Origin of the sequence: Nonomuraea sp. NPDC003804, from assembly GCF_040610675.1 — a bacterium.
GTDB lineage: Bacteria > Actinomycetota > Actinomycetes > Streptosporangiales > Streptosporangiaceae > Nonomuraea.
In genome coordinates, this window is the sequence record NZ_JBEXMT010000012.1 from 37,849 (window position 1) to 57,394 (window position 19,546).

General features: G+C 71.4%; 22 protein-coding genes and 1 riboswitch. Of the genes, 9 read left to right on the top strand and 13 right to left on the bottom strand.

Going from position 1 to position 19,546, the window contains the following annotated elements:
- Positions 1-16: 16 nt before the first annotated feature.
- From ABZX22_RS18185 to ABZX22_RS18195, 3 genes are all read right to left on the bottom strand, one after another.
- A complete protein-coding gene (locus ABZX22_RS18185; protein WP_354910143.1) occupies positions 17-772 on the bottom strand; it encodes a thiazole synthase in 756 nt (251 codons plus the stop codon).
- A complete protein-coding gene (gene thiS, locus ABZX22_RS18190; RefSeq protein WP_354910146.1) occupies positions 765-965 on the bottom strand; it encodes a sulfur carrier protein ThiS in 201 nt (66 codons plus the stop codon). Before thiS ends, ABZX22_RS18185 begins: the two co-directional genes overlap by 8 nt.
- Entirely contained in the window at positions 965-2,188 is a 1,224-nt protein-coding gene (locus ABZX22_RS18195) for an FAD-dependent oxidoreductase (protein WP_354910147.1), read from the bottom strand. Before ABZX22_RS18195 ends, thiS begins: the two co-directional genes overlap by 1 nt.
- Positions 2,177-2,292: riboswitch (TPP riboswitch) on the bottom strand. Its footprint overlaps the gene before it by 12 nt.
- Positions 2,293-2,354: 62 nt before the next feature.
- Here ABZX22_RS18195 and ABZX22_RS18200 point away from each other — a divergent pair.
- Genes ABZX22_RS18200 through thiE form a run of 3 tightly spaced genes read left to right on the top strand, consistent with a single transcriptional unit; the run spans position 2,355 to position 4,533 of the window.
- On the top strand, positions 2,355-3,518 hold the full coding sequence (locus ABZX22_RS18200; RefSeq protein ID WP_354910150.1) for an FAD-dependent oxidoreductase: 1,164 nt from the start codon (positions 2,355-2,357) through the stop codon (positions 3,516-3,518).
- 30 nt (positions 3,519-3,548) lie between these two features.
- Positions 3,549-3,923, top strand: coding sequence for an Rv2175c family DNA-binding protein (locus ABZX22_RS18205; protein ID WP_354910152.1), 375 nt, complete (start codon positions 3,549-3,551; stop codon positions 3,921-3,923).
- Positions 3,901-4,533 carry a thiamine phosphate synthase gene (gene thiE, locus ABZX22_RS18210; protein WP_354910155.1) on the top strand — a complete coding sequence of 211 codons (633 nt, stop codon included), beginning with the start codon at positions 3,901-3,903 and terminating at the stop codon, positions 4,531-4,533. The genes ABZX22_RS18205 and thiE overlap by 23 nt, the downstream gene beginning before the upstream one ends.
- Before the next feature lie 21 nt (positions 4,534-4,554).
- Here thiE and ABZX22_RS18215 read toward each other — a convergent pair whose 3' ends face one another.
- Positions 4,555-5,601, bottom strand: coding sequence for a polyprenyl synthetase family protein (locus ABZX22_RS18215; RefSeq protein ID WP_354910158.1), 1,047 nt, complete (start codon positions 5,599-5,601; stop codon positions 4,555-4,557).
- Positions 5,602-5,699: 98 nt separating this feature from the next.
- Here ABZX22_RS18215 and metF point away from each other — a divergent pair, with 98 nt between their 5' ends.
- The gene (gene metF, locus ABZX22_RS18220; protein WP_354910160.1) at positions 5,700-6,620 is read left to right on the top strand and encodes a methylenetetrahydrofolate reductase [NAD(P)H]; all 921 of its coding nucleotides are present in this window, start codon (positions 5,700-5,702) and stop codon (positions 6,618-6,620) included.
- A gap of 18 nt (positions 6,621-6,638) precedes the next feature.
- Here the strand turns inward: metF and ABZX22_RS18225 are convergent, their stop codons facing one another.
- The gene (locus ABZX22_RS18225; protein ID WP_354910162.1) at positions 6,639-7,190 is read right to left on the bottom strand and encodes a GNAT family N-acetyltransferase; all 552 of its coding nucleotides are present in this window, start codon (positions 7,188-7,190) and stop codon (positions 6,639-6,641) included.
- On the bottom strand, positions 7,187-7,666 hold the full coding sequence (locus ABZX22_RS18230) for a YbaK/EbsC family protein (protein ID WP_354910163.1): 480 nt from the start codon (positions 7,664-7,666) through the stop codon (positions 7,187-7,189). Before ABZX22_RS18230 ends, ABZX22_RS18225 begins: the two co-directional genes overlap by 4 nt.
- A gap of 140 nt (positions 7,667-7,806) precedes the next feature.
- Between ABZX22_RS18230 and ABZX22_RS18235 the strand changes: the two genes are divergently transcribed.
- Positions 7,807-8,634, top strand: a complete 828-nt coding sequence (locus ABZX22_RS18235) for a peptidoglycan-binding protein (protein ID WP_354910165.1) — start codon at positions 7,807-7,809, stop codon at positions 8,632-8,634.
- Positions 8,635-8,701: 67 nt separating this feature from the next.
- On the opposite strand, the gene ABZX22_RS18240 is transcribed toward ABZX22_RS18235, so the two are convergent.
- On the bottom strand, positions 8,702-9,316 hold the full coding sequence (locus ABZX22_RS18240) for a helix-turn-helix domain-containing protein (protein WP_354910168.1): 615 nt from the start codon (positions 9,314-9,316) through the stop codon (positions 8,702-8,704).
- A 100-nt stretch (positions 9,317-9,416) separates the two neighbouring features.
- Here ABZX22_RS18240 and ABZX22_RS18245 point away from each other — a divergent pair, with 100 nt between their 5' ends.
- The 3 genes from ABZX22_RS18245 to ABZX22_RS18255 all read left to right on the top strand — a co-directional run bounded on the left by ABZX22_RS18245 (position 9,417) and on the right by ABZX22_RS18255 (position 12,080).
- A complete protein-coding gene (locus ABZX22_RS18245; RefSeq protein WP_354910170.1) occupies positions 9,417-10,580 on the top strand; it encodes a cytochrome P450 in 1,164 nt (387 codons plus the stop codon).
- Positions 10,577-10,774 carry a ferredoxin gene (locus ABZX22_RS18250; RefSeq protein ID WP_354910523.1) on the top strand — a complete coding sequence of 66 codons (198 nt, stop codon included), beginning with the start codon at positions 10,577-10,579 and terminating at the stop codon, positions 10,772-10,774. Before ABZX22_RS18245 ends, ABZX22_RS18250 begins: the two co-directional genes overlap by 4 nt.
- 859 nt (positions 10,775-11,633) lie before the next feature.
- Positions 11,634-12,080, top strand: a complete 447-nt coding sequence (locus ABZX22_RS18255; RefSeq protein WP_354910171.1) for an SAV_6107 family HEPN domain-containing protein — start codon at positions 11,634-11,636, stop codon at positions 12,078-12,080.
- Positions 12,081-12,279: 199 nt separating this feature from the next.
- Here the strand turns inward: ABZX22_RS18255 and ABZX22_RS18260 are convergent, their stop codons facing one another.
- Positions 12,280-12,663, bottom strand: coding sequence for a MerR family transcriptional regulator (locus ABZX22_RS18260; RefSeq protein ID WP_354910174.1), 384 nt, complete (start codon positions 12,661-12,663; stop codon positions 12,280-12,282).
- 82 nt (positions 12,664-12,745) lie between these two features.
- On the opposite strand from ABZX22_RS18260, the gene ABZX22_RS18265 reads away from it, so the two are divergent.
- Complete coding sequence (locus ABZX22_RS18265) at positions 12,746-13,531, top strand: MBL fold metallo-hydrolase (protein WP_354910177.1); 786 nt, start codon at positions 12,746-12,748, stop codon at positions 13,529-13,531.
- A gap of 398 nt (positions 13,532-13,929) precedes the next feature.
- Here ABZX22_RS18265 and ABZX22_RS18270 read toward each other — a convergent pair whose 3' ends face one another.
- The 5 genes from ABZX22_RS18270 to ABZX22_RS18290 form a co-directional block, all read right to left on the bottom strand.
- Complete coding sequence (locus tag ABZX22_RS18270; RefSeq protein WP_354910179.1) at positions 13,930-15,732, bottom strand: ABC transporter ATP-binding protein/permease; 1,803 nt, start codon at positions 15,730-15,732, stop codon at positions 13,930-13,932.
- 133 nt (positions 15,733-15,865) lie between these two features.
- A complete protein-coding gene (locus tag ABZX22_RS18275) occupies positions 15,866-16,339 on the bottom strand; it encodes a TIGR00725 family protein (RefSeq protein ID WP_354910181.1) in 474 nt (157 codons plus the stop codon).
- A gap of 136 nt (positions 16,340-16,475) precedes the next feature.
- The gene (locus tag ABZX22_RS18280) at positions 16,476-16,970 is read right to left on the bottom strand and encodes a transcriptional regulator (RefSeq protein ID WP_026214021.1); all 495 of its coding nucleotides are present in this window, start codon (positions 16,968-16,970) and stop codon (positions 16,476-16,478) included.
- 264 nt (positions 16,971-17,234) lie between these two features.
- On the bottom strand, positions 17,235-18,119 hold the full coding sequence (locus ABZX22_RS18285) for a universal stress protein (RefSeq protein ID WP_354910185.1): 885 nt from the start codon (positions 18,117-18,119) through the stop codon (positions 17,235-17,237).
- Positions 18,116-19,540, bottom strand: a complete 1,425-nt coding sequence (locus tag ABZX22_RS18290; protein ID WP_354910188.1) for an amino acid permease — start codon at positions 19,538-19,540, stop codon at positions 18,116-18,118. The genes ABZX22_RS18285 and ABZX22_RS18290 overlap by 4 nt, the downstream gene beginning before the upstream one ends.
- Between the last annotated feature and the right edge of the window lie 6 nt (positions 19,541-19,546).

The window sequence follows — 19,546 nt, forward strand, 5'->3', positions numbered from 1 at the left end:
GCGGACCCCGCGCGGATCAGGGGGTCATCGGGGAGGACGCCTCGGCGTAGCGGCGGCGCGGGATCCGTCCGGCCTGGCGCGCCAGCCGCCCGGCCTCCACGGCGGACCGCATCGCCGCCGCCATGAGGTCGGGCCGCCGCGCCCTGGTGACCGCCGTCGCCAGCAGCACCGCGTCGCACCCCAGCTCCATCGCCTGGGCGGCGTCGCTCGCCGTGCCGATGCCCGCGTCCAGGATCACCGGAACCGACGCCGCCTCCACGATCAGCTCGATGTTGTGCGGGTTGCGGATGCCGAGCCCCGAGCCGATCGGCGCGCCCAACGGCATCACCGCCGCGCACCCCGCCTGCTCCAGCCGCCGCGCCAGCGCCGGGTCGTCCCCGATGTACGGCAGGACCACGAACCCGTCGGCCACCAGCCGCTCGGCCGCGTCGAAGGTCTCGATCGGGTCGGGCAGCAGCGTCCGCTCGTCGCTGATGACCTCGAGCTTCACCCAGTTCGTGCCGAGCGCCTCGCGGGCCAGCCGCGCCGTCAGCACCGCCTCGCCCGCCGTGAAGCAGCCCGCCGTGTTCGGCAGGACCTTGATCCCGCGGGCGCGCAGCACGTCGAGCACCGACCCCTTGGCCCCGGGGTCGAGGCGGCGCATGGCGACCGTGGTCAGCTCGGTGCCGGAGGCGGCCAGCGCCTGGTCGAGCACCTCGAGGGAGGGGGCGCCGCCGGTGCCCATGATGAGCCGGGAGCCGAACTTCTCCCCGGCGATGATCAGCTCATCCACCCTGCACCGCCGTGAGGATCTCGACCCTGTCGCGGTCGGCCAGCGAGGTGGTCTCCCACGTGCCCCTGGTGACCACCTCGTCGTTGACCGCCACGGCGACACCCGTCGTCTGCGCCGTCAGCCGCTGGACGGCCTGGGCCACCGTGGTGCCGTCGGGCACCTCGTGCGCGGCCCCGTTGATCGTCACGTGCATCAGTCACTTCCTTGTCCGGCTGTCTGGAACCGCTGCGGCGCGCACAGGGCGGCCAGCTCGCCCTCCTCGCCGTGGAGGATCGCGGTGGTGAGCGGGGCCAGCAGCACGCCGCCCCTGTGGTGTCCGGTGGCGACGGTGAGGCCGGGGCCGTACGGGCCGATCAGCGGCAGGTTGTCGGGGGTGCCCGGCCGCAGTCCCGCCACGACGTCGGCCACCTGCAGCTCGGTGATGCCGGGGACCAGTTCCCTGGCGTCGCGCAGCAACTCGTACAGGCCGCCCGCGGTCACCGTGGTGTCGAAGCCCAGCTCCTCCTGGGTGGCGCCGACGACGAGCTCGCCGTCGCCGCGCGGCACCAGGTACACGGGCGAGCCGTGGACCACGCCGCGCACGCAGGTGCCGAGCAGGGGGGACGGCGAGCGCAGCCGCATGATCTGGCCCTTGACCGGGCGTACCGGCAGGTCGGTCAGCCCGCCGCTCCACGCGCCGGCCGCCAGCACCACCCGCTCGCCCGTCAGCACATCGCCCGAGGCGTCCGAGGCGTCCGAGGCGTCCGCGCGCCCGCCGTCCGAGGCGTCGATCGGCCTGCCGTTCGGGGAGTCGGCCCGCCCGCCGTCCGTGGCGTCCGCCGGAACGTTCCCGGTGGCGGCCGAGGGCGGCTCCAGCCGTACGCCCACCACGGCCGAGCCGTCGCGGACCAGCGCGGCCACGCGCCGCCGCACCAGCGCCACCCCCGCCTTCTCCAGCGCGGCCAGCAGGGCCGCGGTGACGCGTCGGGGGTCGACCCAGGCGTCACCCTCGGCCAGCACGCCGCCCCTGACCGACGGCGCCAGCATCGGCTCCCTGCGGCGGCACTCGCGCCCCGTCAGCCGCCGCACCGGCAGCCCGAGCTTGTCCATGAACACGGCGAGCTCGTCCAGCGCCGCCAGGTCGTCGGTGTCGAAGGCGACGTCCAGCGTGCCCTGGGTGCGGTAGTCGAGCCGCAGCCCGCTGTCGGCCTCCAGCTCCGCGGCGAAGGCGGGCCAGCGCTCCAGCGCCGCCAGCCCCAGCCTGAGCAGCGACTCCTCGGTGTAGGAGACCTCGCTGACCGGGGCCAGCATGCCCGCGGCCGCGTGGGAGGCGCCACGCGCCGGGGCCGGGTCGATCACCGTGACACGCGTGCCCGCGCGCGCCAGACGCCAGGCGACGGACAGGCCCACCACGCCGCCGCCCACGATCAGATGCATCTCGCTCCCTTCGCCGGCATGACCCGGATCAGGTGTCTTGCGGTCGAAGGCCCGTCACAGCCTTCCTCTCAGCCCGGTACGGCCGGACTCCCGCGCGTCTTCCGCGAACAAGCCTACTCAAGGCCCGGACCCTGGTGACCGGCGCCGGATTGGTTATGGTCTGAGCGTGAATCATGTCGTGGTGGTGGGCGCCGGACTGGCAGGCATACGCAGCGTCGAGGCGCTGAGATCTCGTGGATTCAGCGGCAGGATCACGCTGGTCGGCGAGGAGCGGCACCGGCCCTACGATCGTCCGCCCCTGTCCAAGGCGGTGCTGCTCGGCACGGCCGACTCCAGCTTCGTCGACTCCGACCTCGAGGCCATGCGGGTGGAGCACCGGCCGGGGGTGTCGGCCAAGGGGCTGCGCGCGGGGGTCCTGGAGACGACCGAGGGCGAGATCGCCTACGACGGCCTGGTCATCGCCACCGGGGCGGAGCCGATCAGGCTGCCCGGCGAGGGTCGCCAGCACGTGTTGCGCACCCTCGACGACTCCCTGGAGCTGCGGGCCCGCCTGGTGGCCGACGCCAGGGTCACGGTCATCGGCGCGGGCTGGATCGGCGCGGAGGTGGCCACGGCCGCCCGTACGGCCGGCTGCCGGGTCACCGTCGTGGAGGCGGGCCCCGCCCCGCTCGCGCACGTGCTCGGGCCCGAGGTGGGCGGCGACACCGTCCCCTGGTACGAGGGCATGGACCTGCGGCTGGACACCATGGTCGCGGCCGTGGAGGAGGGCGGGGTGCGCCTGGTCGACGGCGACTTCGTCGAGGCCGACGTGGTGGTGTCGGGCATCGGCGTCCGCCCGGCCGTCGAGTGGCTGGCAGGCTCCGACATCGACCTGCACAACGGCGTCGTCACCGACGAGCATCTGCGCACCTCCCTGCCGAACGTCGTGGCCGTCGGCGACTGCGCGGCCTGGTGGTCGCGCCGCTTCCACACCAGGCTGCGCGTGGAGCACTGGGACACCGCGCTCAACGCCCCCGAGGTCGCCGTGGCCACGCTGCTGGGCGACGAGGCGGTCTATGATCCTGTGCCGTACTTCTGGTCGGAGCAGTTCGGCCACATGGTGCAGTACGCCGGCCACCATGCCGGCGCGCGCCTGTTGCGCCGCGGCGATCCCTCGGCGGCCAAGTGGTCGGTCTGCTGGTTGACAGACACCGACAGGCTGGCCGGGGTGCTGACCGTCAACAGGCCACGCGACCTCGTCCAGGGCCGTAGGATCATCGAGTCAGGACAGCGACTCGACCCCCTACGCCTGGAAGATCCCGAGGTCGGGATACGTGACTGTGTAGTTTGAAGCCGGATGCGATGTGGTAGTGGTGGATTCGTGACGCTTTCTGTTGCGCAGATAGACCGGGAAACCGACCAGCTCGTCGCCGAGTGGCTGACGCTTCCCGAAGTGGCCGACCGCCTCGCCCTCTCGATCGGGCGGGCCAAGCAGCTCCTGAAGGACCACAAGCTCCTCGGCGTACGGCGGGGCGCGGGCGGCCCCCAGGTCCCCGCGGTGTTCCTCGAGGGCAGGGACGTCGTGAAGGGCCTGCCGGGCACGCTCACGCTCCTGCTCGACGCCGGCTACGACGACGCCGAGGCGTTGCGCTGGCTGTTCACCCCGGACGAGTCGCTGCCCGGCTCGCCCATCGACGCGATCAAGGCGGGTCGCCATACCGAGGTCAAGCGGCGTGCCCAAGCGCTCGGTTTCTGAAGCCCGTCTCTACCTCTGCACCGACGGCCGGAGGAAGCGCGGCGACCTGGCCGACTTCCTCGACGCGGTGCTGTCCAACGGCGTCGACATCGTCCAGCTCAGGGAGAAGGGCCTGGAGGCGCGCGAGGAGCTCGCGCTGCTGGAGGTCTTCCGCGAGGCGTGCGACCGTCACGGCGCGCTCCTGGCGGTCAACGACCGGGCCGACATCGCCTTCGCCGCCCGCCCCGACATCCTTCACCTGGGCCAGGACGACCTGCCCGTGAGCGTCGCGCGAGAGATACTCGGCGACGACATCCTCATCGGCAGGTCCACCCATTCGACGGCGGAGGCCTCGGCCGCCGCCGTCGAGGAGGGCGTCGACTACTACTGCTGCGGGCCGACCTGGCCCACCCCGACCAAGCCAGGCCGGCCGGCGCCTGGACCCGCCCTGCTCAGGCACGCGGCGGGGCTCGGCGACCGTCCGTGGTTCGGCATCGGCGGCATCGACCTCGGCAACCTCGACGAGGTCAGGTCGTACGGCGTCAGCCGCGTCGTGGTCGTCAGGGCGATCACCGAGGCGGACGACCCCGGAGCGGCGGCGGCCGAGTTCGCCAAGCGGCTGGGCCGGTAGGTCCGCGACCGCCGCGGCCCGTCAGGTCTTGCGCGAGGTGGCGGCCACCGCCAGTTCGGCCAGGGCGGCACGGGCCTCGGCGGTGATCGGCGCGTCGTCGAGCGAGGCGAGAGCCTCCTCCAGGTACGTGCCGATCATCTTCTCGCACGCCTCGAGCGCGCCGCTGGCCTCGATGACGCCGCGCAGCTTGGCGACGCCCTCGGCGTCGAGGCCGGGGTCGCCGAGCAGCCTGCGCACCGTCGCGGCGTCCTCGGGCGTGGCCGCGGCCAAGGTGCGGGCGATGAGCATGGTGCGCTTGCCCTCGCGCAGGTCGTCGCCGGCGGGCTTGCCGGTCTCCAGCGGGTCGCCGAACACGCCGAGGATGTCGTCGCGCAGTTGGAAGGCGATGCCGACGCGGTTGCCGTACTCGACGCACAGCTCGTCGATCCACGGCGCGCCGGCGCCCGCGGCCAGCATCAGGCCGAGCCTGAGCGGCTGCTCCACCGAGTACTTGCCGCTCTTGTAGAGCGCCACCCGCAGGGCCGACTCGAAGGTGTTCTCGCCGTGGGCCTGCTCCAGCAGGTCGAGGTACTGGCCGCACATCAGCTCGGTGCGCATGTGGTCGTGGAAGGGCTGGGCGACGGCCAGGTGGGGCAGGTCGCACGAGCGCCACATCTCGCCCGACCAGATCAGCAGCAGGTTGCCCAGCAGGACCGCCGCGCCCTCGCCGAACTGCTCGGCCGAGCCGTACCAGTCGCTCTTCTCGTGCAGGTGCTGGAAGCGGCGGTGCGCCGAGGGCATGCCCCTGCGCAGGTCGCTCTTGTCCATGACGTCGTCGTGCACCAGCGCGCTGGCCTGCAGCAGCTCCAGGGAGGCCGCCGCGACGAAGATGCCGGGCTCGTCGGAACCGCCCGCCGCACGCCACCCCCAGTAACAGAAGGCGGGACGCAGCCGCTTGCCGCCCGCCAGCAGCTCTCTGGCCGCGTTGAGCAGGGGGGCGAGGTCGGGGCCGCTGACCACGGCACGTTGCCGGTCGAGGAACTCCCCGAGGGAGCGATCCACCTCGGTACGGAGGGTGTCCAGGCTCATGCCATGAGAGTAACGGGCTGTAGCCGACGTTTCGATCTCCCGCTCCCGTCACATGGACGTGGCCACGTCGCCCGCGTCCGTACCGGTAGCCTTGGATTATGGCTCTGGGTCGACCCTCCGTCCTTCCCGATCGCGTCCCCACCGTTCGCGATCTCCTCGCCTCTGGCGGCCGCTCCTTCTCCTTCGAGTTCTTCCCCCCGAAGAACGAGGAGGGCGAGCGCCAGCTCTGGCGGTCGATCAGGGAGCTCGAGGCACTGCGGCCGACCTTCGTGTCCGTCACCTACGGCGCGGGCGGCTCCACCAGGGACCGTACCGTCGACATCGTCGAGCGGCTGGCCCACGAGACCACGCTCACCCCTGTGGCGCATTTCACCGCGGTCAACCACTCGGTCCGCGAGCTGCGCCACCTCGTGGGGCGCTTCGCCGACGCCGGGGTGCGCAACATCCTGGCCGTGCGCGGCGACCCGCCGGGCGACCCCAACGGCGACTGGATCCGCCATCCCGAAGGCGTGCTCTACGCCGAGGAACTCGTCAAGCTGATCCGCCAGGCCGGAGACTTCTGCGTCGGCGTGGCCGCCTTCCCCTACAAGCACCCGCGCTCGCCCGACACCGAGAGCGACACCGAGTACTTCGTCAGGAAATGCTCGGCCGGGGCCGACTACGCCATCACCCAGATGTTCTTCCGGGCCGACGACTACTTCAGGCTCAGGGACCGGGTGGCGGCGCGCGGCTGCGAGACGCCGATCATCCCGTGCATCATGCCCGTCACGAAGATGAGCACGATCGCCAGGTCCGAGCAGTTGTCGGGCGCGCCGTTCCCGCCCGACGTCGCCGCCCGCTTCGAGGCCGTCGCCGACGACCCGGCCGCGGTCCGTCGGCTGGGCATCGACCACGGGGCCGAGCTGTGCCAGCGGCTGCTCGACGAGGGCGCCCCCGGCATCCACTTCATCACCTTCAACCGGTCGAGCGCGACGCGCGAGGTGTTCCAGCTGATCCAGCCGGCCGCCCTGTCGGCCTGATCCCGCCGCCGCGCCCGCTCAGCGCGGGGGCAGGGGCAGGGGCGTGCCCGCGATCGCGTAGTGCTCGTACCCGCCGGGGAAGACGAACTGGGTGAGCAGGTCGGTGAAGCCCACCGCCCGGTAGAGGTGCCGGGCGGCCGTCGGCTGGTCGTGCGTCGACAGCACCGCCGACCGCTCGGGACGGCCCTCGCACAGGGCGTGGATCAGCGCCCTGCCGATGCCCTTGCCCTGGTAGTCGGGGTGCACGTGGATCTCGGCCACCTCCAGCGAGTCGCCCAGCCAGGCGTCGGCCACCTGGAGGCCCGACTTCTCGGCGAGCGCGCGGTAGACCACGTCGTGCCACCACTGCCCGGCCTGGCCGTGGAACCCGTAGGCGAAACCCGCGGCCCGGCCGTCGGGCAGTTCGGCGAACAGGCAGCGGAAGGCCGGGTTGGCGCCGTGGCCGCGCATGATCGCCTGCCGCCCGGCGAGCTGGTCGGCCGGCGGCTTCATGGCGGCCGTGTAGATGCCCATCACCGACTCGAGACGGTCGGTGAACTCCGCAGATCCGGTGCCGCGGATGGCTATCACTCGACTTCGACCGCCGTGCCGCCGGTGATGCGCAACAGCTCGTCGAAGGTGGTCGGGAAGACCGTGTGCGGGTGCCCGCCGGCGGCCCAGACCTGGTCGTGCTTGTCCAGCCACGTGTCGACGAAGGTGCGGATGGGCGCCGGATGCCCGACCGGGGCGACCCCGCCGATCGGCTGGCCCGTCGCCTCGCGGACGAACTCAGGGGTGGCCCTGCGCACCCGCTCGACCCCCGCCGTGCGGGCGACCAGCTCGACGTCCACGCGGTGGGCGCCGCTGGTCAGGACCAGCAGCGGAGCGCCGTCAGCGGCGAAGATCAGGCTGTTGGCGATGGCGCCCACCTCGCACCCCAGCTGCGCTGCCGCCGCGGTGGCCGTCGGCGCCGACTCGGGCAGCACCACGATCTCACCCGTCGCGCCCAGCTCACGCAGCGCCGATGCGACACGAACAGCGTTGGGGTGCAAGAACTTTTCCGGCATGCGCCCACTCTAAACAGATTGACCCAGGAATTGCCGGTCCATGGTGGTGCGCTAGGGTCCTTTGATTCGATTGTTAATTATTTGAGGGGATGGATGGCATGGGAGCTCGGCGCCGGCTCGGCCTGGCTGCTCTCTTGACGGTGGGCACCGTCGTTCTCTCAGCGTGCGGCACGGCCGCCACGCCGCAGCCCGCGGCCGTGGTCATGCGCGCCCCCGCGCCCGTCACGTCGCCCGCCGCGGCGCCCGTGACGGCGCCCGTCACGTCGCCCGCCACGTCGCCCGCCACGGCGGCCGGCGCGATGGCGCGGGTGGAGCGGACCGTCACCGCGCCGGACAAGACGCTGAAGCTCGGCTCGAAGGGCTCGGCGGTCGTGTGGCTGCAGAAGCGGCTCCGGGAGCTCTCCTACCTGCCGGGCAAGGCCGACGGCAGGTACGGCGGCAGCACGCTGGCCGCCGTGTGGGCGTTCCAGAAGGTCAACGGGATCAGGCCGACCAGCACGGTCGGCAGGCGCACCTGGGACGCGCTGGAGAACCCGAAGCAGCCGCAGGTCCTGGTCAAGAACGGCAAGCCGACCAGGGTCGAGGTCAACCTGACCAAGCAGATCCTGGTCTACTACGTCGACGACCAGGTGAAGCTGATCTCCCACACCTCGTCGGGCAGCGGCGTGCCGTACTGCGAGACGGCGGTCTGGCAGGGCAAGTCGCAGCGGTTCTGCGGGTCGGCGACCACGCCGACGGGCGACTACAGGACGACGTGGCGGGCGAAGGGCTGGCACAAGTCGTACCTGGGCCAGCTTTACAACCCGATCTTCTTCAACGGCGGCATCGCCTTCCACGGCGCGCTGTCGGTGCCGCTGTACCCGGCCTCCCACGGCTGCGTGCGGCTGCCGATGAACGTGGCCGAGGTGCTGCCCGGAATGCTCGGCAAGGGCGTGCCCGTGCACGTCCGGGGCCGTTTCAGGCGCTAGCGAGGAGGTCCTGACCCCGGTCGGTGGTCGTAGCCGATCAGCGACCGGGTGTCGGGCCGGCCGGGTTTCAGGCGGATCGTCTCGTGGTGCCGAGCGAGTCGAGACCGCCGGCGACGATCCGCGCCGCCGCGCGTACCGCCGCCCACGCCTCGGCGTACGGCTCGCCCCTCGACAGGCTCATGACGGCCGCCAGCTTCGTCGCGCCCACCATCGCCCCCACCGCGGCAGCAGCCGCCACGGGGTCCAGCTCGTCCGGGTAGGCCGCGCACAGCGCCTCGGCCGTCCGCCGCTGGCTGTCGAACAGCAGGTGGAGCGCCCTCGCCTGGAGCGCGGGGACCGTCATCACGAGCTGGAAGCGCTCGCCCCCGAGGCTCCTGGCCAGATCGTCCTCCCAGGTCGCGCCCGTCTCGACCACCCGCAGCAGCAGCTGCGCCACCGACTCTCCCGGCCGCCGCGCGGCCACCATGGCGAGAGTCCGGTCGAGGCGCTCCCCGGCGTCGAAGAAGACGATGTCCTCCTTGCCGGCGAAATAGCTGAAGAACGTGCGCGTCGACACCTCGGCGGAGGCGGCGATCTCGGCGAGCGTCGTCTGCTCGAACCCCTTCTCGGCGAACAGCCGCATCGCGCCCTCGACGAGCGCGCGCCTGGTCCTTGCCTTCTTGCGCGCCCGAAGTCCTGCCATATCCGTCATTGAAGCAATGTAGTGCACTGATGGAAATTTTGCATGCGATGAGGTTTTCTGGAGGGTAGTCGATCACGTCGATCTCACGAAGGAGCGCGACATGAGCTACCCGATGACCCGGCAGCGCAGGTTCGACCCGCCCGACGAGCTCTTCGACGACCCGGCGCCGGTGCGGCCGCTGACCTTCGCGGACGGACACCAGGGCTGGCTCGTGACGGGACACGCGGCCGGCCGGGCCGTCCTGGCCGACCCGAGGTTCAGCACCGTCCCCCGGCGGCTGCACCCGCTGCTCGCCTCGCGGCGCGTACCCGAGGGGGAGGTGCCGCCCGGATTCTTCCTCCGCATGGACGCGCCCGAGCACACGCACTACCGGCGCCTGCTCACCGGGCAGTTCACCGTGCGCAGGATGAACCAGCTCAGGGCGCGCATCGAGGAGATCACCGCGGCTCGCCTCGACGACATGGAGCGCGCGGGGCCGCCCGTCGACCTGGTGCGCACCTTCGCGCTGCCGATCCCCTCGCTGGTGATCTGCGAGCTGCTCGGCGTGCCGTACGACGACAGGGAGCAGTTCCAGCGCGACACGACCGAGCTGCTGCGGCTGGCGAACTCGCCCGAGCAACTGACGGCCAAGGTCGGCGACCTGATCACGTACGTCTACACGCTGGTCGCGCGCAAGCGGGCCGAGCCGGGCCACGACATGCTCACCGGGCTGGTCGACAGCGGCGAGCTGAGCGACGACGAGATCGCCGGCATGGGGTTCCTGCTGCTGGTGGCGGGTCACGAGACGACCGCCAACATGCTGGCGCTCGGCACGTTCGCGCTGCTGCAGCACCCCGAACAGCTGGCGCTCGTCCGTGACGATCCGTCCGTGATCGACAACGCGGTGGAGGAACTGCTGCGCTACCTGTCGATCATCCACTTCGGCGCGACGCGGGCCGCCGTGGAGGACGTCACGATCGAGGGCACGCTCATCAAGGCGGGCGACTGCGTCGCGGTGTCCATCCCGGCCGCCAACCGCGACCCCGCCCGCTATGCTGACCCTGCCGTCCTCGACGTGCGGCGGCCCGCGGGCGGGCACCTGTCCTTCGGGCACGGCATCCACCAGTGCCTCGGGCAGCAGTTGGCCAGGATCGAGATGCGGGTGGCCTACCCCGCGCTGCTCGGACGCTTCCCCGCGCTGCGGCTCGCCGTCCCCGTGGACGCGGTGCCCATGCGCTCGGACATGAGCATCTACGGCGTGCACGCACTGGAGGTGGCGTGGTGAAGGTCAAGGCCGACAGGGACGTGTGCATCGGCGCGGGCATGTGCGTGCTGACCGCGCCGCTGGTGTTCGACCAGGACGAGGAGGAGGGCCTGGTCGTGCTGACGTCGGCAGAGGTGCCGCCGGAGGCCGAGGAAGCCGTGAGCCGCGCGCTCACCCTGTGCCCCTCCGGCGCCATCACCCGCGTCGATCCGTAGGCGGCCTTCGGTCCTCATGGCGCCGGTCCGAGGGCGCCCTCGGCCATCGCGCCGATCTGTGGGCGCCCTTCGCGAGTTCGTCGCGCCGACCGGTCATCGCCCTGTGGGCGCCGTCGTACCGGCGACCCGAGGAGCCCTTCGACGTCATCGCCGCACCGATGTGGGGAAGTCCCATAGGTGGTGCCATCGCCGCGGCGATGCGCGGAGACCCGCAGGTGGTGGCGCCGCCGTGCCGAGGCGCAGGAGTCCTCGGGCGGCATCGCCCGCGTCTCTCGGCGGCCCCTCCAGCGGCCTCTTGGCGTACTTCCAGCGATCTCCCGACGATCCCTCCCGGCCTCTTGGCGTGCCTCCAGCGATCTCTTGGCGGTCGCCTCCGGGGCCTCTTGGCGTACCTTCGGCGATCTCTCGACGATCCCTCCCGGCCTCTTGGCGCGCCTCCAGCGATCTCTTCGCGTCCCTCAGGGGCCTCTTGGCGGTCCTCGTGCGGCATCGCCCGGTGTTCCGATCGCTCCGCGTGTCGCGCTCGCCCCGCAGGTCAGGCCCCATGATCGAACCTGTGTTCGCCAATCGGTTGACATTCAAGGTCATCGAAATTATGTTCGACGGAGTGACGTGAGACTCGCGGCTCGCGTCGAAGAACCTGGTCGCGGGCTCCCGCCACCCCCATGCGGGGCCCGCGGTCGGGTTCCACGGGCGAAAGGCTCGTCGTCGGCGGAGACGAGCGGGCGCGCCTTGACCGGACGGGGAGAGGGGAAGCTCCTCGTCCGGTCGCCCGGCGGAAATGTCGGTGGCGTCTGCGAGTGTTGGCTCCACCGACGGAGACGCCGGGAGCCGCCACGACCCCTCAAAGGAGGCTGGCATGACGACAAGGCTCAGCGACACGCACGGGCCCCGACTGTCGCCCGCAGTCAGGGCGCACCTCACCGAGTCACGCACCTGCTTGGCCGACGCCGTGACGGCCCGTACCCCCGCCACCCGCTACGTCGCCGCCCACCTCGCCGCTCTGCGCGCGGCGGCGGCGATCCTGGCCGCCCGGCCCCGTCCGATGGAAGGGCGCAGGCGCCGGCTGCGCAGTGCCTGGGAGCTGTTGCCCGAGGTTGAGCCCAGGCTCGCCGAGTGGGCCGCCTACTTCTCCGTCAGCGCCGCCAAGCGCGCGGCCGCGGAGGCGGGCATGGTGCGCGGCGTGACCCTCGCCGACGCCGACGAGCTCCTGGCCGAGGCCGAGACGTTCGTGTCCATGGTCGAGGAGATCCTCGGCGTCGCCGGGCAGCCCGCCCTTCCCGTCAGCGTCCCGCTGGCGGGCTGAGGGCCGCACACCCGGTCTCAGTCGCGGCTGGTCGCGTCATTCTCGTCGGTGGGAGGATGAACGCCCAGCCGGCCGTCCGGCTCGATCCCTCCGCGAGCCGGACCTCCCCCTTCCACCCCACGCGTTCACGCCCGCTCCCGCTCTCCGTGCGCTCGTCCTCCCGCACACAGTGGTCTCCGGTGTCATGAGGCGCTGAGCGTCATCCGGTCCCGCGCACCATCTGCTTGAACTCAGGGCAGGCGACGAGCGGGTCGTGCGTGCACGAGGCCGCGTGGCGCAGGCTGTTACGCATCCGGGTGAGCTGCGCGATCCGGTCGTCCAGTTCGCGCGCCTTCTCGGCGATCCGGTCGCGCAGTGCCTCGTCGGACGGCTTGGCGTCCAGCAACCGGCCGATCTCGCCCAGGGAGAACCCCGCGCTCCTCGCGCAGGCGATCAACGCCAGCCGGTGGAGCGTGTCCGGCTCGTACGCGCGCCTAAGCCCGTTGCGCCCGGTCGCCCTGATGAGCCCCTTGCGCTCGTAGAACCGCAGCGCCGAGGCCGCCAGCCCCGACCGCTGGGCCACCTCGCCGATGTCGAGCAGCATTCTTCGCACCCCTTGACTTGAACTGCGCTTCAAGTCGCAGTCTAGGGGCATGACGAAAGTTCACCATCTGAACCTTGCCTCCATGCGCACCGTCGAACCCACCTGCGACGGGCTCGCCCCCGCCCCCGCCGTCAGCCACGCCCTGCTGGTCGAGACGGACGCCCACGGTCTCGTCCTGGTCGAGACGGGCCTCGGCGTCGACTCGGTCGAACAGCCGGAGGAGGTTCTCGACCCGGAGTGGGTGGAGCTGGTCGCCCCGAGCCTCGACAGGGGCGAGACCGCGCTCCGCCGGATCGCCGACCTCGGCCACGATCCCGCCGACGTGCGCCACATCGTGCTCACCCACCTCGACGTCGACCACGCGGGCGGGCTGCCCGACTTCCCCCAGGCGACCGTCCACGTGACGGCGGCCGAGCACGCGGCGGCGATGGCAGGGGCGCCGAGCCGCCGCTACCGTCCCGCGCACTGGTCGCACGGCCCCCGCTGGGAGCTGTACGCCACGGGGGAGTCGCGCGAGGAGTGGTACGGCTTGGCGGGCGCCCAGCCGCTGCGCGGGCTGTCACCGGACTTCCTGCTGGTGCCGCTCGGCGGTCACACGGTGGGGCACGCGGCGGTGGCGGTCAGGGACGGGGACGGCTGGTGGCTGCACGCCGGCGACGCGTACTTCTACCACAAGGAGATCGACCCGGCCGGGCCCGAGTCGCACCCGCTGTTCGACATCGTGCAGCTGGACTCGCAGGTGGACGGCGAGCTACGGGTGGCCAACCAGGCCAGGCTGCGCGAGCTCGTGCGCGACCACGCCGACGAGGTGCGGGTGTTCTCCGCGCACGACCCGTGGGAGTTCGCCCGGCACGCGACACCCGCCTGACGCGCCCCGCCCCCGCCCTGGCCCGCGACGGTCTCGACCCCGCGCCCCGGTCCCGCGCCCGGCCCGCGACGGTCTCGACCCCACGCCCCGGTCCCGCGCCCCGGTCTCGTGGTCCGGTCCCGCGCCCCAGCCCTACGGTCGGGCCCGCGACGCCCTGGTCCCGCGCTCCGGCCCTACAGTCGGGCCCGCGACGTCCTGGCCCCATGGCCCGGCTCGGGCCCGGCCCCACGCACAGCTCAGCCCCGCGCTCCGATCTCACCGGCCGGTCCCACAGCTCGGCCCCCGTGCTGCGGTCTCACGGCCGGCCCTGCGCTCCGGTGCCACGGACTCGCTCCGCGATGGCGCTGGGCGGAGGGCCGGGAGTTGGGCGGGCCGCGTCTGACCGGCGCAGGCAAGGGCTATCCACCCGCCGCGGCCATGCCCCAGCGTCCGGCGCCGAGCAACTGCAGGTGGTGGGTGTGGAAGGGGTGCAGCGTGCGGCGATGGCCCACGCTGACGAACATGCACCGCGGTAGGCGCTCGCGGATCAGCTGGTACAGCGTGTGTTCGAGCCCCTCGTCGACAGCGGACGTCGCCTCGTCGAGGAAGGCCAGGCTGGGCCGGGTCAGCAGGATCCTGGCGAACCCGAGCCGTTGCTGCTCGCCCGGCGAGAGCGTGCGCGCCCAGTGCGCCTCGTCGTCGAGGCGGTCCTCCAGGTGGCCGAGCTGGACCGAGCGCAACGCCTCGCGGGCCTGCTCCTCGCCGATGCGGTGCGCGGGCTCGGGGTAGGCCAGCGCGGTGCGCAGGTCGCCCAGGGGCAGGTACGGCTGCTGCGACAGGAACAGCGTGTGAGGCCCCGCGGGGCGGCGGACGACGCCGTGAGCGTGCGGCCACAGGCTGGCCAGGCTGCGCAGCAACGTGGTCTTGCCGCTTCCCGAGGGTCCTCTGACCAGGAGGGCCTGCCCCGGGCTCATGCTCAGGGTCAGGTTCTCGATCAGCGGCTGGCTGTTGGGGCGCCACACCTGGAGGTCCTCGATCTCCAGTGCGTCGGGCCGGTTGGTGAAGGCGGGTCCGGACAGGGCGCGCGACTCCTTGTTGGCGTCCGTCAGCGCCGTGAGCCGGTCCAGTGTCGCCCGGTAGGCGGCGAAGCTCTCGTAGGAGTACCTGAAGAAGGACAGCGCTTCGTGCACCTGGCTGAAGGCGTCGGCCGTCTGGGTGACGTCGCCGAGCGAGATCGCCCCGTGGAAGAAGCGCGGCGCCTGGATGATGAACGGGAACACGATCGAGGCCTGGGACACCGCGCCATTGAACGCCTGGAGCCGCAACGACCGTTTGGCGTACTGCCAGGCGTTCCCGATGACCGAGCGGAACCTGGTGGCCAGGGTGGTCCGTTCCACCTCCTCACCGCCGTAGAACGCGATGTTCTCGGAGTTGTCCAGCAGGCGCATCAGCGCGTACCGATAGGAAGCGGACAACTTCTCTTTCAGGAAGGTGAGCTGGATCAGCGGGCGGCCGATTTTGAAGGCCATGAACGAGGCCCCGATCACGTAGGCGTAGGCGAGGAGGACCATCGCCCTGGGCACCTCGTACCCGAAGATCGTCATCGGTCCTGACAGCGTCCAGAGGACGGCGGTGAACGACACCAGCCGCAGGGCGGCGCGGACGGCGTCGAGCGACAGGTCGTAGGACTGCTCGACGAACTGCGTGATGTCCTGCTCGATGCGCTGGTCGGGGTTGTCGACCGGGGTCGCGACGAACCTGCCCCGATGGTAGGCGCGGCCGTCCAGCCAGTCGGCGACCGCGCGGTCGTTGAGCCAGTCTCGCCAGTGGATGATCAGCCGCTGCGTGATGAGGTAGGCGAGCTGGCTGCTGACGACGTAGATCGCCGCCAGGACCGCGAACACGATGACATGGAGCCAGAACATGTCCGGGTCCATCGCCTGCAACGACGTGAACAGGCCGTTGGTCGCGTAGGAGGCGAGCACTTCCAGGCGCACCCCGACGACCGTCAGCCAGAGCACCAGCAGCATGGCCAGGAACGGCCGCAGGCTGGCCCACGTGCGGCCGGGCCGGAAGTACGGGAAGGCCAGCAGCCGGAACTGCCGCCCCCAGCGCGTGTAGCGGGTCAGCAGCGGGACCGCCAGGGCGCCGCCGAGGACGATGCCGCCGAAGGTCACCGCGGTTGATGTGAACGACGTGAGCCATTCGTGCTGCCAGTCCATGGATCTGTCCAAAAAGTCCTATATGTGCCTCTATTGGCAGATTTATAGGCAGGACAGCTTGCCGCTCGCTTTCATGCGGGTAACCACGCGTCGGCGGGCGAACGGGTTCCGGAATGGCGCCGAACCATCGCTCTCACGACCACAGGCCGGTGAGCTCCAGTGCGTGTTCGGGGCTGGTGGCGTACCGGACGCCGGGGAGAGGATGGCCTTGCTCGTCGAGCACCTGCCAGCCACCGAGCCGCACGACGGGCACCCGCCCCTTGCGCATCGCCAGAGCGAGCTCCGACAGCGTGCCCCACGAGCCGCCGACCACGATGACCGCGTCCCCGCAGTTGACGATGACGCCGTTGCGTGCCTCGCCCATGCCGGTGGGCACCACGATCGTCAGGTGCGGGTTGGCGCCCTCCCGGTCGGCGCGCGACAGGATGCCCACGACCGTTCCGCCGGCGGCCCGCGCTCCGGCGGCGACCTCCTCCATGACCCCCGCGTAGCCGCCGCACACCACCACGGCCCCTCGCTCGGCGAGCAGCCGGCCCAGCTCGCGGGCGTTGTCCCGGTCGGCGGCCGAGCACTCTCGCGGCCCGCACACCGCGACCTGAACGGCCATGTGTCCCTCCTTCACCGGCACCACGGGCGGTGGGGGAGTCTGGTGCGGGGGTCTCGGGCCGGGGCGCGCCGCCGGAGACCGACGAAAGGGGCGCCTCCGATCACCGGGAAGCGCCCCGCCCGCGCCTACGGGAGCGTCAGAAGGACTCGACGGCCCTGCGGGCCTCCGCGTCCAGCACACCCCAGCTGATGAGCTCCTCCGTCAGCTCACTGGGCGACTTGTCATAGATCACGGCAAGCGAGCGCAGGTCTTCCTGGCGGATGGAGAGGACCTTGCCGTTGTAGTCGCCGCGCTGGCTCTGAATGGTGGCCGCGTAGCGGGCCAGCGCGCCGGCCTTCTCCTTGGGCAGCGTCGCCAGACGCTCCAGGTCGATCACAAGCTTCGGCGTCGGCCCGAGAGGGCTGGGCGCTGCACCCCCCGGCAGCAGCTCCGAGACCGGCACGCCGTAGAAGTCGGCAAGTTCGGCAAGCTTCTGCACCGTCACCGCCCGGTCGCCACGCTCGTAGGAACCCACGACGACGGCCTTCCAGCGTCCACGCGACTTCTCTTCGACTCCGTGCAGGGACAAACCCTGCTGGGTGCGGATGGCGCGGAGTCGTGCACCCAGCGACTTGGCGTACTCAGACGGCATTGTGTGGCCCCCGGCTGTTGTATGTGCTGCTCTCAGTTGATTGTCCTCCCTTGCGACGATTGCCTGGACCACCGGGGGGTGGGTGCCGGACAGGCACCTTCGGTAGCCGGGCTACTGGGGTTTACCCCGGTACGCCGCAAGGTGTGGTTACGGACAGTGACGGTAAAGCTGTGGACGCCTAAGGTCAAGCTGATTGGAAAAAAGATGCCGAATCCGGTCCGGGATGGTCCGCCTCAAACATCACTCTTGTCCCATGCGCCAACACTACTTCGTCACTGTTTGCCGAGAGCCGCCGGGCTGTCTGGTCAGAACGAGCACAGGACGCGGCGCCACCCTTATGATCTTGACCGATGTGTCACCGAGGAAGACCCGCCGCAGCGGTCCTGACGAGCTGGAGGCGACGATGATCAGCTCGCCGTCCAGCCAGGACGTTCCGTCCATGGCCTGGGCGACGTTCCTGCCCGCCAGCGTCTCGATCGCCGCCTCGGGCTCCCAGCCCCGCGCCGCCTTCTCCAGGTCGGTCATCGCCTGGGCGCGCAGCCCGTCGAGCATCCGCTGCTCGATCTTGGCGCGGCCCGCGCCGACCACCAGCGTCACCAGCCGCAGCGGCGCGTCCAGGGCGGCGGCCAGCTCCACGGCGGAGGCGAGGGCCGCGTCGCAACCGGGGCTGCGCCGGTAGGCCACGGTCAGCCGCTCGATGCGCCGCGGCGCCTGCTCGGCGTAGCCGTTGGGGGCCAGCAGCACCGGCACCGGAGAGGCGTGCAGCAACTGGTCGGCCGTGCTGCCGAGGGAGATGTTCCCCTTGCGGCCCCGCGGGCCCGAGCCGATCACCACGAGGTCGTCGTCCGCGGACCGCGCCACCTCCACGAGGCCCCGCCCGCTGCCCCTGTTGTAGTGGACGACGTACTCGGCCTCGTCGCCCGCCAGTTTCCTGGCCTGCTCGAAGCCCGCCTCGACCTGTTCGTTGAGGAAGGCCAGCCAGGCGCTCTCCTCGGCCTTGGCCGGGCCCGGCGTGGTCCACGGCGGCGGCTGGATGGTGGCGACCGTCAGCCGCGCGCCTGCCTGCCTGGCCAGCAGGACGGCCAGCGTCAGGCCGTCATGTCCCCGGGAGTCGGGCTGGAAGCCGGACAGGACGTGCTCGGGCTTCATCGGATGCTCCCGGTGTTGAGCCGCGAATGTCTGAAGCCGTACGCGAAGTAGGCCAGCAGGCCTGCGGCCGACCACAGCAGGAACGCCACCCAGGTGACCCCCGCCAGCTCGGACATGAGCAGCACGCAGAAGATCACGCCGAGCACCGGGGTGACGGGGAACAGCGGGGTGCGGAAGCTGCGCGGCAGGTCAGGCCTGGTACGGCGCAGCACCAGCACGCCGACGTTGACGATGGCGAAGGCGAACAGCGTGCCGATGCTGGTGGCCTCGGCCAGCTGCCCGAGCGGCACGAACCCGGCGAGCACGGTGACGAACAGGCTCACGATGATCGTGTTGGCGACGGGCACCTGGCGGCGCGGGTTGACCTTCTCGAAGATCTTGGGGATCAGCCCGTCACGGGACATCGCGAACAGGATGCGGGTCTGGCCGTACAGGACGGTGATGACCACGCTGGCGATCGAGATGACCGCGCCGAAGGAGACGATGGCCCCCGCCCAGGTGGAGCCGGTGGCCATGTTGGCGATGACGGCGAGGACGGCCTCGGTGCTCTCGGGATCGAAGTCGGTCCAGGCCATGGCCCCGATGGCGGCGATGGCGACCAGGACGTAGATCACGGTCACGATGCTCAGCGACAGGAGGATCGCCAGGGGCAGGTCGCGCTTGGGGTTCTTGGCCTCCTCGCCGGCGGTGGAGGCGGCGTCGAAGCCGATGTAGGAGAAGAACACCTGGGAGGCCGCGGCCGTGATGCCGGCGACGCCCAGCGGCGCGAAGGGCGTGAAGTGGGCCGAGTTGAAGGCGGTGAAGGCGACCACGCAGAAGAAGATCAGCACGGCCACCTTGATGTAGACGAAGATCGTGTTCGCGGTGGCGGACTCGGAGGTGCCGCGCAGCAGCAGCCAGGTGGCCAGCAGGACGATCAGGATGGCCGTGAGGTTGATCACGCCGCCCTGGTCGCCGGGGGAGTGGGTGATCGAGTCGGGCAGCGAGAAGCCGAAGGTGCTCTCGAAGAAGGTGTTGAGGTACTCGCCCCAGCCCACCGCCACGGCCGCGACCGAGACCGCGTACTCGAGCATGAGGCACCAGCCGCACACCCACGCCACGAGCTCGCCGAGCGTGGCGTAGGCGTAGGAGTAGGACGACCCGGACACCGGGATGGTCCCGGCCAGCTCGGCATAGGACAGCGCGGAGAACAGCGCGGTGACGGCGGCCAGCACGAAGGACAGCACCACCGCGGGCCCCGCCTTCGGCACCGCCTGCCCGAGGATGACGAAGATCCCCGTCCCCAGCGTGGCGCCGACGCTGAACAGCGTCAGCTGCCACAAAGACATGGTGCGGCGCAGGTCGCCGCCCTCCCCATGACCGCCCTCCGCCACGATCTGGTCGGTGGGCTTGGTGCGGAACAGCCGCTCGGCCAGCGCCACGGGCAC

Bases quoted from the DNA above. Each gene is read 5' to 3' on its own strand.
- ABZX22_RS18215 (WP_354910158.1), bottom strand. From the start codon at position 5,601: ATGAGCCTGGACACCCTCCGTACCGAGGTGGATCGCTCCCTCGGGGAG.
- ABZX22_RS18270 (WP_354910179.1), bottom strand. From the start codon at position 15,732: ATGGACTGGCAGCACGAATGGCTCACGTCGTTCACATCAACCGCGGTG.
- ABZX22_RS18280 (WP_026214021.1), bottom strand. From the start codon at position 16,970: ATGCCGTCTGAGTACGCCAAGTCGCTGGGTGCACGACTCCGCGCCATC.
- ABZX22_RS18275 (WP_354910181.1), bottom strand. From the start codon at position 16,339: ATGGCCGTTCAGGTCGCGGTGTGCGGGCCGCGAGAGTGCTCGGCCGCC.
- ABZX22_RS18230 (WP_354910163.1), bottom strand. From the start codon at position 7,666: ATGCCGGAAAAGTTCTTGCACCCCAACGCTGTTCGTGTCGCATCGGCG.
- ABZX22_RS18240 (WP_354910168.1), bottom strand. From the start codon at position 9,316: ATGGCAGGACTTCGGGCGCGCAAGAAGGCAAGGACCAGGCGCGCGCTC.
- ABZX22_RS18245 (WP_354910170.1), top strand. From the start codon at position 9,417: ATGAGCTACCCGATGACCCGGCAGCGCAGGTTCGACCCGCCCGACGAG.
- ABZX22_RS18260 (WP_354910174.1), bottom strand. From the start codon at position 12,663: ATGCTGCTCGACATCGGCGAGGTGGCCCAGCGGTCGGGGCTGGCGGCC.
- ABZX22_RS18285 (WP_354910185.1), bottom strand. From the start codon at position 18,119: ATGAAGCCCGAGCACGTCCTGTCCGGCTTCCAGCCCGACTCCCGGGGA.
- ABZX22_RS18265 (WP_354910177.1), top strand. From the start codon at position 12,746: ATGCGCACCGTCGAACCCACCTGCGACGGGCTCGCCCCCGCCCCCGCC.
- thiS (WP_354910146.1), bottom strand. From the start codon at position 965: ATGCACGTGACGATCAACGGGGCCGCGCACGAGGTGCCCGACGGCACC.
- ABZX22_RS18195 (WP_354910147.1), bottom strand. From the start codon at position 2,188: ATGCATCTGATCGTGGGCGGCGGCGTGGTGGGCCTGTCCGTCGCCTGG.
- ABZX22_RS18255 (WP_354910171.1), top strand. From the start codon at position 11,634: ATGACGACAAGGCTCAGCGACACGCACGGGCCCCGACTGTCGCCCGCA.
- metF (WP_354910160.1), top strand. From the start codon at position 5,700: ATGGCTCTGGGTCGACCCTCCGTCCTTCCCGATCGCGTCCCCACCGTT.